The sequence below is a fragment of the Ferruginibacter sp. genome (assembly GCF_031430955.1).
Lineage (GTDB): Bacteria > Bacteroidota > Bacteroidia > Chitinophagales > Chitinophagaceae > Ferruginibacter.
In genome coordinates this window covers 1-13,505 of the sequence record NZ_JANPCM010000423.1, presented here as the reverse complement: position 1 = coordinate 13,505, position 13,505 = coordinate 1, and the positions used below count along the sequence as shown (strand labels likewise).

Annotated in this window: 7 protein-coding genes and 1 pseudogene; all 8 read right to left on the bottom strand. The window is 37.9% G+C overall.

Annotated elements, in window-relative coordinates; genetic code table 11:
* A pseudogene (locus tag ACY65O_RS11770) lies at positions 1-481 on the bottom strand (arabinosidase); the annotation flags it as partial.
* A complete protein-coding gene (locus tag ACY65O_RS11765; RefSeq protein ID WP_462221048.1) occupies positions 478-1,836 on the bottom strand; it encodes a glycoside hydrolase family 140 protein in 1,359 nt (452 codons plus the stop codon). The gene ACY65O_RS11765 and the pseudogene ACY65O_RS11770, both read right to left, overlap by 4 nt.
* 75 nt (positions 1,837-1,911) lie before the next feature.
* Positions 1,912-4,899, bottom strand: coding sequence for a DUF6298 domain-containing protein (locus ACY65O_RS11760; RefSeq protein WP_462221047.1), 2,988 nt, complete (start codon positions 4,897-4,899; stop codon positions 1,912-1,914).
* Positions 4,900-4,961: 62 nt separating this feature from the next.
* Positions 4,962-6,605, bottom strand: a complete 1,644-nt coding sequence (locus ACY65O_RS11755; RefSeq protein WP_462221046.1) for a pectate lyase family protein — start codon at positions 6,603-6,605, stop codon at positions 4,962-4,964.
* A 145-nt stretch (positions 6,606-6,750) separates the two neighbouring features.
* Positions 6,751-7,659: a hypothetical protein gene (locus ACY65O_RS11750; RefSeq protein WP_462221045.1), complete on the bottom strand. Its 909-nt coding sequence runs from the start codon at positions 7,657-7,659 to the stop codon at positions 6,751-6,753.
* A gap of 50 nt (positions 7,660-7,709) precedes the next feature.
* Positions 7,710-9,521, bottom strand: coding sequence for a RagB/SusD family nutrient uptake outer membrane protein (locus ACY65O_RS11745; RefSeq protein WP_462221044.1), 1,812 nt, complete (start codon positions 9,519-9,521; stop codon positions 7,710-7,712).
* Positions 9,522-9,540: 19 nt separating this feature from the next.
* The gene (locus tag ACY65O_RS11740; protein ID WP_462221043.1) at positions 9,541-12,678 is read right to left on the bottom strand and encodes a SusC/RagA family TonB-linked outer membrane protein; all 3,138 of its coding nucleotides are present in this window, start codon (positions 12,676-12,678) and stop codon (positions 9,541-9,543) included.
* A 31-nt stretch (positions 12,679-12,709) separates the two neighbouring features.
* Positions 12,710-13,474: a DUF3826 domain-containing protein gene (locus ACY65O_RS11735; RefSeq protein WP_462221042.1), complete on the bottom strand. Its 765-nt coding sequence runs from the start codon at positions 13,472-13,474 to the stop codon at positions 12,710-12,712.
* Positions 13,475-13,505 lie beyond the last annotated feature (31 nt).

Here is a 13,505-nt window from a genome sequence, read left to right as displayed (position 1 = left end):
CTTTGTTAATGTTATTATCTTCTGCTTCTTCGCCTTTTTCAAATCGAAAAGGAACAGTGGATGACCAGATAATAATGAACTGTTTATTCTGCTCATCATAAAATAATTCAGGTGCCCATACATTTATCACCGTTGTTTCTTTTTGCATTACCGGAATATATTGTTGCTCACTCCAGTGTTTTAAATCTTTTGAAGCCGCATAACCAAAACCATTGCCCCCTTTCCATTCTGTTGTCCATACCAAATGAAATGTTCCATCGGTCCCCTGCAACATTGATGGATCTCTCATAATCTTATCTTTACCAATCAATGGCTTTAAATAAATACTGTCATTTGTTTTCCAATGATAACCATCTTTGCTGTACAGTAACCGTAACCCTTCATTTGCCGGTTCATGAAAAGAAGTAAACAAATACATCTTCGAATTACATGATGCAAACACTACCACACAAAACAATATCGTAGTTATGCGTTGTATCATTTTCTTGGTTCTAAAATCGTATCTAAAACTAAAACCCAATCATTTCCTTCTTTTTCTATTCCCGGCGGGTCAAATGTTTTATCGCCTTTATTGCTGATGAGTCCAATTGCCACTTTGCTGCCATTACGTGGATTAATCCAATATGCATATATCAATGTACCATCAATTTTATGTAATGCAACTTTAAATTTCCGTCCGGTATAGGCATAGAATAGGGCAAATGTTTCTGCCCTTGTTGCTGCTATGTAATTGTATAGGGTTCTATTGTCTAACACCATCGATTGATCAGGCTCTCTGGCCATATACGCTTTCTGTAACATTAAATTTTTCAGGTACTGCATCTGTCCTGCACCCGGCGTATTCAATTCAGTATCCCAATCTTTATTAGCACCAAAGCTCATGTCCTTATCGCCCTTTCTGTAAAACTGCATAACAGCATTATTACCATAAGTAAATCCACAGCCGCCTGCAAATACGCTCCAGTAAGCATAACGGCGAACATCAGCCGCAGTCCATCTTTTTTCTGCTGAGTCGTGCAAACCATGTGGAATATTTTCATAAGAAGGTTCTCCGTCAAATGTTGGCTTCACTGGCTTTAATTTATAATCATCATTTACATAACGCCAGTTATCTTCACCGTAATGCAATGTTTCTGTTGCCACTGTATCCTGGTCATAACGTTTATGCCCGCTTTGAAACATATTAAAATCCAACCATAATTCATTATGAAACCATGCTGAAGAAGAATTTCTTCCACGTGGATGAAACCCTATCAAATGATTTTTATCAATCGAACGAATAGTATTACCAATCGCATTCCATTTATCCAACGCATCGCCACCTTTTATATCACCGCCATTCAGCCATATGATATTGCTTTTGTTTTTATAACGCTCCGCTAAAAATGCAGCGTATTTTTTTGCCTCTTCAACAGAAACTTTTTTTATGTTACCACCCCATACCGGAACCAACGCCATATAAATGCCACGCTTTGCAGCTTCGTCAATTACAAAATCCACATTATCCCAATAGCTATAATGTGGTATCAAATTAGGTGTTGTAATATTTTTATTTATCAAAGCCGAATCTCCAAAAACATCTGTAACATCAAGTTCATGCAATAACATTACCTGTATCACATTAAACCCTTTTGCTTTTCTGTCATCAAGATATTTAATGGCATCTTCTTTTTTGCATTTTTTAAATAACAGCCAGCCGGTATCTCCCAACCAAAAAAATGGTTTGCCATCTTTGGTTTGGAAATATCTTTTGTTTGCAGAAATTTTTAACGGTTGCAATTGTGCTTCCGAAAAAATCGTTGCTGATAATAATACTATTGTAAAATATTTTTTCATTTTCTGATTTTTAATGCAAAGTCGCCAGGTAAATAAGATGCAAAACAGGATTGCATCTATACAAGGAAATTTGCATTATCTTTTCTCTAACTTTTTTGTTTCGATATTATACACAATAGTTCTCTTTCCATCGCTCAACACATATTCATTTTTATTTAAGGAAGTTACTGGCTTCATACTCACTGCTGCTTTTAATATTTCAGGATTGATATCTGCAGATAACCCCGCCAAACTTCCTCCTGCCATAAAAGCTGCTACACCAAACTCAGGATAACTATCACCGGAATAGCTCACTGCTTTATTCGGATATTTTTCCCGGTATTCTTTTACGGCACGATACACCTGTTCAAAACTTGTTTTCTTCGGCTTTAATAATCTTGCATGCTGGCGTGGTGCTAAACTTAATCCACCTTTTGGCTCATAAGCAATACCATTAGCCTGGTAATGCCAGTAACGGATATCAATTATATCCACTACTGATGCATAAGCAGGATTACTTAAAATGGCATCCTGCACATCTTTGGTTACACATAATCCAATGACAGGATGTTTGCCGGTTTCTTTTTCCCAATCCTTCACCACATCCAACCAGAATTTTACAAAATCCAATGGCCCTGTAAATTCTTCGCCGATAAATTGAATGACGCCATTATTATCTTTAAAATTATTTAAGGATTGCCGAATATATTTTTTATGCAGTTCTTTTCTAACGGGATTAGTAATGTCATAAAATTGTTCTGCTAAAAAAATTCTTTTGTCGCCTGCAAATGGTGGCGGCTCAGGAAAGCCGGTATTGTTAATATTGTTAGCAGTGCGCCAGGGAAAATCTACATAGTGTGCACCGGCTTCAATTATATTATGCTGAAAATAATTCTGATGCACCAACACCAAACCCTTTTGATCGGCCAGGTCGGCAAATTGTTTTAGCCTGCTCCAGTAAAATAAATTGTATTTGGAAAGATCATATTTACTCAATCCATCCCATGCTAATTCTTTGCCGCTTCTTGCAAAAGGCAATTCGTAAAATGGAGGCCATACTTCGCCATCCATTCTTCTCACTCTTTCATGATCATCCCTTCTCAAATCGTACCACAAACCATAATTATGCTCCATGGCAACAATATGTTTTGCCTTCATGTTATCAGTCACTTCTTCCAAATCATCAGTCAATCCATTACCTGTTCTTCCGGGAACAAAACGTGTGATGTGTGGTTTTGCTGTAACCAGATCATTTCCCTGCACACCACCATTCCACCACGGCACAACGTTTCTTGCACCTGCTAAAATTTCATCGCCTCTAACCAGCCAGCCATTTTTTATTTGCATAGCAGCAGCTAATGTTGGTGCTGTTATTTTTTTTATTCCAATCTGATCAATTGTTTTTACATTAACTGCATTGGTAGTAACAGAATTTCTTTGATAACCCAGATCGATCCATTCGGGCATTTGCATTCTTGGTTTGGCTGCAAGCTTTGTTAACTCTGCAGCTACTTCAACCGAAGGACTACTGGACGCTTCACCGGGAATAAATAATAACTGTGCCAGATCATCTGTCTTTTTATTTAACCTTGCGGATAATTGCCCGTAAAATAAACTTCTTGGATTAATGGTATTGTTTGATTCTCCCCAATAACCATCGCCACTAAATTGTGCCCAGCTGCCAAACGACCAGTTTTGTGCTGTTGGTGGTTTATAGCAATCAATTCGTGCGGCAGTGCAATTCCAAAACACACTGTTGGCTGCAGCCCATCCTGCACCGTTAGCATCCTGTCCACGGTTACCAAAACGCAATGCATTGCCATCAACATTTACCACATCAAATAAAATTCCTGATGACCAGCTATCAATACCGCCACTAAAACTACCGGGCAAATGCGATTCGCATTGCACAAATGCATTTGGGCCCGGCGCACAATAGCCTGTTGCAAAATCGTGATAACCATCTTCGGCATAGCAACGCTGAAATAAAGTTTGTTGACCTGTAGTTAAAAATGTATATCGTCTTTGTCCGCCAATTTCTGAAATTGGATGTAATGATTTGCAATCTTCAACGGTAACTCTTTTAGAAGTTTCTAAAACACTTACTGCAGAGCCTGCAAAATTTTCAAAATTAATTTGGCGCACCCATGCATCTTCTGCATTTTCTATATTGATTGCATTCCAGCGGTGGTCTTCATCTTTTAAATTATTTTTATCGTAGGTAGAAACGCAGCGCAGGTTTTCTACCCCGCAATTTTTTATTCTACCATCCCAGCTATACCCATACATCATTCCGCCACCATATGCAGCATCTATTGCAGTAGTCAGTGGAGCATCAATAGTAATTGTATTTCCGTCAATTTTTGTAATAGTTCTATCAAAGAAAATATCTCTGTCGCCGGGCTTCCAACCTAATGCAGAAATACCGCCGCCGAAAATATCTGTTGCTAATATTGCTATCCAGTTTTTTGTAGAAGGACGGCGGATTAATATTTTTGTTGGGAGCTGGTTATTTATGGCTGCGCTGTCCACATGAAATTGTGTGGCGTTTACCGGCACATAAGGATCAATAATCTTATACCCGTTAAATTCTTTTTCCAATTTATTTTTTCCAACAATCTTTATCAACGCCAATCTTACTGTACCTGCTCCAATAATCGTTGTACCGTTTGCATTCATCCCACTGCCACGTAACACTACTCCACTTGCAGTAATTCGTAATTGGCCCAACACTTCATAAGTTCCTTTTTGCAATAATACCGCACCACGAAAACCATTGGCTTCAACTGGTAACGAAGCCACATAATCTAATGCAGATTGAATACGCAATGTTGCATCGCCTTTGGCAACAGGTACTATAATTTTTATATCAACATTTGGAATGGTTTTTTCGGAAGCCATATAACCGCAATAAGAAAAATCGGGAATGCGGTTGCCGAGAGAATCGGGTGTATATATCAATTCCCCTTTTTCAATAAACAAAGGAGCAGGCTTTACAATTTTTTGCGCTTGTAAAACCTGCTGTAAACCAAAAACAACTGCTGCTATAAAAAAGAATTGATGATATGGTTTTTTAATATTCACGTATCTTCTCTGGGAATGCGCCGGTGGCGAATTCTGGCAAGAACACGCCGTAAGGCATGTTCCTACGGTTTTACATTTTTTATGTTTACTACACTATTTAAATATACTTCAATATTGCTGTATCCGCTCTTAGTAATTTTTGCCGCATCGCCGGCATCGTTTGGGTTTAATTTATTTTTTATTTCGTAAGCATCCGGCATACCATCATTATCCGCATCTTTATAAGGTATTCCTTTATAATCGGGATAACCTCCCACCTGCGAAATATCTGTAATGATACCGATTTTATAAGAATCTAATGGCAGGCGGCGATGTTTAAATTGTGTTGCAGGTGCTACTATTTTATCGGAAACAATAATTTTTCCTGTTTTAACCTGCTCTACAATTCTTTTATCCACCGCATCTCTTACCGGTAAGGTAGCACCGGCATTTGCCAATACAAAATCTTTTGCCTGCATTGCAGAAATAACGGTGATCTCGGGCATAGGCAATGGTTGGTTCCATTTCATTTTATCTTTGTACTTTCCGGCATCGGGTTGCTCTTCTACCTGTACGCCACCATCCCAGTTATCTTTTGTTACTCTTGCATTACCTTCCACCACATTACCATTTACATAAGCTCTTCCATAAACGGCATAACCTAATTTGCTTCGGCCGCTTTCTGGTTTTAAAATACGGTGAGCAATAGGCTTGCTTTGGTCTGGTGTGGCCGGGCCGGGTTTGTAATAATTATTAATGATGTTATACATAGCGGTGTAATCGCCTCCGTCAGTTGAGCGATGTACCCAGTTGAACACTACATTATTTGCAAAATTAAAAATACCGTTCCAGCCTATGGATGGATTACGACCGGCATTGTTGGCCCAAAGGTTACGCACAAACGCACAATTCTCGCCACCCAATGTGCTGCCGAATGCATGGTTCCAGGTATCTAATGATTCGGAAAAAATAGAATTTTGTATAGTGATATTAACAGTTCCTAATTTCAGCTCTCCATTTTTCATTGGTGTGCTGTCGTTGTACATGTGACGGTACATGCTCATATTCTCATCAAGGCCCCAGCTTGCACTTACGTGATCGATCATGATATTACCCACCGGATTACCACCTATCGCATCATCTCTTCTGCCCACCCATGTTTCGCCGCGGCGGAAACGCATATAGCGAATAATAACATCGTGTGTATTCAACCAAAACGATTCGCCTGCAACACAAATACCATCACCCGGTGCTGTTTGCCCTTCGATAGTTATGTAAGGTGCCCTAACTATTATTGGTGTAGTAATACGTATAATGCCGGATACATTAAAAACAACTATTCTTGCACCACCCTGTTCGCATGCCCAGCGCAAACTTCCGGGGCCATCATCATTTAAATTAGTTACTGTAATAACTTTTCCACCACGTCCGCCAAAACTATATTTCCCTCCACCTTCTGCACCGGGAAAAGCAGCTATGCTTGCTTGTGGTAAATCAACAGGGCGTGCAGCCCATGGCACAAAAGGCCGTTGGTATTTTGCAGCTTCTTCTTCTATTACGGGATAAGCAATTTGCCAGGCCGAGTCGGAATGTTTACGTGCCGCATTTAATAAAGAGTCAGCAGCTTTTTGTATTTCCGGTGCAATGTCGGGGTATTGTGCAATGGTTTTATTACTGCAACAAAAAACGATAGCGATTAAAAATAATTTTTTAAATAAATTTTTCATTATGATTAAAGTTTGAAAACTATTAGACGACTATTTGAATAAATGCTGTTGTTTGTTTTTATTTTAAGATTAAAAAAAGAGAAAGTGATTTGCTTTCTCTTTTTATTTTTTTTGATAAAAAAACATATTGACTTTATGAGGGTATTTACTTTTGAACTTTTACATCAATACTCATGTAAGTGGTGGCAGCAGGGCCATCGGCATTAATAAAATTTACCTGTAGGGCGCCATATTTTCCTGCTGCTGTTTTAAATAAAATAATATTATTTGCTGCAAGTGCAGATACGCTTGAGGTAGCACCTGAAGCCAAATTTGCCAAACCTGCCGTTCTTAATGAGCCGGATGAAGTGAGTGAAGCAAAAGTTGGCGTGGTTACTTTTTTAAATATAGTGGCATTTTTTGTCCAGCTGCTCATATCATAAAAACTAAACTGCGTTGGTACCGGAGTTATGTTTAAAGCATAAATCGTATGTTTTTTTGCTGAAGCAGTATCGTAAAAATATCCAAAATCTATAAGGCCGCTGTTTGTACCTACTGTGCTGTAACTGAATGTTTGTCCTGTTGTTGTTGCAAAAAAAGTTTGGTTTGTTTTAGCCGTTGTATCCGGGACGTACAAAGTTTTAAAAGAATAAAAATTAAAATCTGAAGTAACCGTTACTACCAATTCGCTTGAACCCACATAAATTCCTGCTGCATCTAAAGCCAGCACCCTGTATTTGTAAACACCTGCTGCACTGTCTGCTGCAAATTTCTTTATAGCAGTAAAAGAATTTTTATTGGCTGCTGATAAAGTATCTTTTGCAACAAAAGCAATAAGATCGGCAGGGTTTTTTTGTATGCCCACATATTTCATATCTTTTTCCGAAACTACAGTAAAGTTAAAAAAGATGCTGTCTTTTGGGTTTACTGTAACATTTGTGGTTACAAAATTTGTACCGCTGCCAGTAAAAGTAACAGTCGCTTTATTTGACTGTGGTATTTCTATTTTTTTAAGGCAACTTGTAAATACCATTACAAGCATCACACCAACTAATATTATTTTATTTTTTTTCATTTCAAGATTTTTATTTTTTTTAACCGCCTGTTATTTTAAAATCCAATTTTTTATTGCAACGGATCAAATGAACCGCCGGGCCATCCTGCCGTTTGCTCAATTACAATGCTGCTGGTACGGAAGTTTGCAGGCAATGGATAAAAATAATAGTTGGTTGGAAAATTTATTGGTGTAGTGGTATCTAAATTAAATGTAGATGTTGTAAAAGCCGCAGTATAGGAAGACTGGTTGTTAATATTAATAGTATCCCGTGGCTTATAACCCAATGCTAAAGACTCCATTGATGCAATGGTATAAGGTGATTTTACTGTCCATCTGTAACCCTGCCTTACGGTACCGGTTAGCAAATGAAAAGTTCTTGTACGGCGCAGGTCATCATAACGCTTGCCTTCCATTGCAAATTCTACCTGGCGTTCGTTCCAGATTAAGGTATCCATTTTTGCTTTTGCTGTTACTGCACTTAAACCATAATTTGCGGTACCCGCTGTTATGCCGGCACGGTTACGTAATTTTGCAATTAATGTTTGAGATTCTGCAAGGTTACCAATACTGTTTGCACATTCTGCATAGTTTAATAATACTTCTGCAAAACGCATCTCTATCCAATCCATTCCACTGCCGCCGCCGCTGTTACTATTATATAAAGCTGCGCTTGCTGCAATATTAGGATTAGATATTTTACGGGTATAAAATCCTGTTTTACTCTGGTTGGCATTATCTTCGGTTACATTTAAATAATTCCATTGCTTACGGCCCGTTTTAGCACTTAAAGGCCACACTACACCGTTATATGCAATTGAAGCATCAAAACGGGGATCCCTGTTTTGCCAGAAAAGCACAGGATTGTAACCCGATGCAGGATCAGTAATGGGTAAACCGTTTTTCATTACATAAGCCTGTACTAAATTCCAGGTAGGCTGGTAACTGCCACTTCCGCTGTTGGCAGTAGTTTCTGAAAGTGGTCTTACTAACTGCTCCGTATTAGTGCCCCTGCCCGGATTAACAGTAATATTATCGTAAGTACGCCATACAATTCTTTCTTTGTTAGAAGAAGTTTCATCTAAAAAAATATTGGCATAGTTTGCTATCAGATCATACCCGTTTGCCAGACAACTATCATAAGCTGCTTTACTGGCATCGTATGCTTTTGTCCATCTTGCTGCATCGTTAGCAGGGTTAAACTGAGGGCTTGCCCAGTACATTAACACTTTACCTTTTAATGCGAGTGCCGCCGCTTTTGTAATTCTTCCACCATCAGATGATAAGGACCATGCATAAGGTAAGCCATAACAAGAATCAAGATCCCGGGTTATTTGATTTATACAAACACTGGTTTTACTGCGGGGTACATTTAATACATCTTCATTAATATCCTGCGAAACTAATACCAGTGGAACACCTCCATATAATTTTACCAGGTTAAAATATATGAATGCCCTGAAATAATACAGCTGCCCTTTTAATTTTGCTTTAATATTATCTGGCAGTGTGCCTTCCTCTATTCCCTGTATGGCCAGGTTAATGCGGCGGATGGTATAATATTGATTTGAAGGATTGGTGTTATTTGCTGCAATATCAGTAACACTGTTATCAGTTAACTGGCCATACAATAATGTAGTGTTTCCGCTATTCGCTTCATCGCTGGTATTGTGCATAGCAGTTGCTAAAGGCCAGTTAGGCATTACCAGATCGTACGTTTTATTAATGTATAGATTGGTTGCCGTTTCCAAACTCCAGATACTTGGATCTACACCCTGCAGATCCTGCTTATCAAAAACATTTTTTGTACATCCTGCAAAAGCAACACAAACTGCTGCAAGAAAAAAATATTTTTGTGTTTTATTGATAATATTATTTTTCATTTCAATTTTTTTGTTGTTATTATAACGTAACATTTAATCCTAAAGCAATTGTTCTTACAGTTGGATAACTGGCAAAACTATTTGTTGCAGGGTCTTTGTATTTATAGGGGTTTATTATATTCCACAGATTAGTACCCGAAAGCGATAACCTGAAATCGGGTATTTTATATTTACTTGAAAGCCTTTTGGGCATGGCATAAGACAGTACCATATTATTTACACGGCAGGCCGTACCATCAACAGCCCAAAAACTTGAAATCTCTTTTGCCAATGGTGCATCTGCCCTTGGGTATTTTGCATTTGGATTTTCGGGAGTCCAGTGGTCTTTCCAAAAATCGGGAGCGGATTGATTGGTAGTAGGCACTTTTCTTGCTTCAGTATCAAAGAATTTTTTACCGCCTACAGTTAAACCAATATTGGTTTGTAATTTAAAAGTTTTGTACGCTACGCCTAAAGTAAAACCAAATCCAATTTTACTGGCAATATTATCAAACATGGGCGTAATATCTTTATCGTCAATTACACCATCGTTATTTACATCTTCATAATCTAAAAAACCCACCTGTGGTTTTACACCACCAATTTTATAATTTGGATTTTTTGCCAGTAAAGCATCTACATCGGCCTGGGTACGCAATATTCCTTTTGAAATATAACCATAATTACTGCTGCTGTATTTGCTGTTGCTTTTACCAATTAATATATCCGCATATTCAGTAATGCCACCTAATTTACCGGGGCTGTAATAAGATTGAATCAATTGATTATCGGAAGTACCCCAAATTACATCGGCATTAAATTTCCAGTCTTTATTTATAGACCCCCTGTACCCTAAAGCAAACTCAGTACCCCAGCTATTTTGAATACCATAGTTTTTCAAGCCGGCATTAATTCCCACAGTGTAGGGTAAACTAACTGCAACTAAATCATCAAAACCATCGTACGTATGCCTGTTCCAAACATCTACAGAAAAATTTATTTTGTTATTGAGAAAAGATGCATCTAAACCATAGTTCTGTGTTCTTGCTTTTTCCCAGGTAATATCGGGGTTAGGATAAATGTTAGGATCTAAACCATTGGTTATTGCTGTACCAAAAAGCATTCCTGTTGTTTGTGTAAAGCGGGCAATGTATTGGTAGCCCTGTATCCTGTCTTCTCCAATTAAACCAACATTGGCCCTTAACTTTAAAGAGTTAATAAATGAAATATTTTCTTTAAAAAAATTCTCTTCACTTATTTTCCATCCTACACCTAAAGAAGGAAAGAAACCCCAGCGTGAAGCTTCCGGAAAATTAGCCGAGCCATCATAACGGCCTACAAATTCCAGTAAATATTTATCATTAAAAGAGTAATTCAATCTGCCTAAATAGGAACGTTTACCTGATTCGGAAGCACCATTTAATTGTGCGGTGGTTGTTGCCGCATTAAATGCAAATAATTGTGCCACACCAGGAATTTGCTGTCCATCTCTGTAAGTTAAATAGCTGTTGCCTTCTCCTTCACTTTGTTCTGCAACTACCAACATATCTATATCATGCTTGCCAAACTTTTTTGCATAGTTTACGGATCCAATTAGTTGGTAGCTGTTATTATAGCCAGTTCCTTCCTGCAAACGGTCAGTATTTGTAATTTTTGAAGTGGGGCTGGCAGTTGGTGTTGTAGTGTACAGTAAACTATTTTGCCCCGACCTTGTAAAATTATATACAGTGTAAGAGGGAAAGTATTGCCTGCTGTTGGTGTTCCTGTTATTTTTTCCCAACTGCACTTTAGCTGTAAGCCCTTTTACAAATTGAGGCTTATAACTTAAGCTGGCATTTAAATTTAACCCCTGCGAATTATTTTTTTCAAAATCACCAGAATTAAATAAAGCCAATGGGTTCCATGCGCCGGGAGGATTGGGAGATTGTGCCCAATTGTTAGGAAGTCCGTTAATAGTTAAAGGCACCCAACCCGGTGTAAGATATAAGGCTCTTGCCATCAGATCTTCTGTTTCGGTACTGCTGCCTTTTAATGTATTCCTGTTATTAGTAGTATAAGAAGTATTTAAACTGATATCTGCAGTAACGCTCTCAGATATCTTTGCATTCATACCTGAGCGGATACCATATTTTTTTATGGAGATATCACCAAAATTTCCGCTCTCATCATAATAGTTTGCCCCGGCAAAAAATGTTATTTTTTCTGAACCGCCGCTTACATTAACAGTATGGCGCATTAAATGAGCCGGCTTAGATAATTCTTCATTCCATGTTTTATAAGGGTTAGTAGCAAGAAAATTCAGATCGGCCTGAGAAAATTTTGAAGTTATGACTGCATTAGCAAGATCATATCCATCGTTAAGCATTTTAGCATGTTCGTAGGCAGATAATACTTTTGGTTCTGTTGAAGGAGTAGAGGAACCGTAATAACCGCTGTAACTTATTTTAGCTTTGCCGGGCTTGCCTCTTTTAGTGGTAACCAGCACAACACCTTTTGCACCCGATGCTCCATAAACTGCAGCAGAAGCATCTTTTAAAAATGAAATATTTTCTACAAGGCTGGCATCTAAATTATCCCAATCTTCTTTTGTGGCAATTAAGCCATCAATTACAAATAAAGGATCTTGTGTTAAACCTAAACGGCCCGATGCTGCAAAAAGTGTTGGGTTACGAATAGTAACAGTTGTGGTTGCACCCGGTTTGCCAGAAGCAACATTTACACTTAAGCCCGGCACACGGTTCACTAATGCTGAACTCATATTTGCAACAGGCAAATCTTCAATATCTTCTGCCTTAATACTGGCAACAGCACCTAATACATTGGCTCTTTTTTTAGTACCATAGCCCACTACTACAACATCATCTAATTGCCTGGTATCTTTTTGCATCCGCAAAACAATAGTAGTTCTTGTACCTACTGTTTGTTCTTCATACACCATACCTGCACTCGAAAATTTTAATACAGTTTGATTAGAGGGAACTGTAATACTAAAAGCTCCATCTGCATCTGTGGCAGTATTTGTATTAGTTCCTTTAATACCCACTGTAACACTTTGCAATGGCTTTCCATCTGGATCTAATACTTTTCCGGTAACAGTTTTTTGCTGTGCAAATAATACACAGCTAATTAGTATGAAGAATTGAAGGAGCAGTGCCTTCTTTAATAAGTGCTTTATCATATAGCGTTGGTTTTGAAAAAAATAAAATCGTTTATAAATTAGTTTGTGTTTGTTTGGTTTCTTTTGCTGCCTGTATTCTTTTGGCCCAATCTTCACCTTCTTTTTTCATATCGTAACCGGCAGCCGATAAATAATTATTTATTCTTCCTTTATACTTTCCAAATACTGCATGCTTTGCTTCACTGCTTCCTTCATCCATTGCCAATTCTCTTGCTTCCAGTAACCAATTGTACATTTTTTCTTTTTGTTCAGCTGTAAGATGCTGCAGCATATCCATATAAGCAGTCCAGGTTACAGGTAATATGCGGTAAGTCATACCATCTTTTACTTTTTCTACCTGTTGGGCTGTTAAATCGTTTTTTAAAAGAGCAATAAATTGAGTGTGCAGCTGCTTTAACTGTTCGTATTTTTTTTCGTTCTCTTTTTTTACTGCCTCATTTATTTCTTCTTTAGATAATTGTTTTGCTTTAACAGAGGTTATTATTGCCTTGCTGCCATCATGCACTTCATTTAATTGTAAGTACTGGTGAGCAATTATATGCTGTATTTTTTTATATTTTACTGCATCAGTAATATCCAGAGTTTGTACAATTTTGGCGGAACGTTCAGCTATAACTTTTTGGTAAGCGGTATCAGCAGTAATATTTTGTTGTGCACAACTGTTTAAACTGTACAAAAGCGCTGCTGCAGTTATTATTATTTTTGTATTTAGTAAAGCGGCGGAAAAAAAAGAAGCAACAGGTTTTGCCTTATCTGCAGGATGCACATTTATTGTATCAGGTATAAACCTTTTCATGTAGCGCTTTTTTTAATCGTTAGGAAATGAG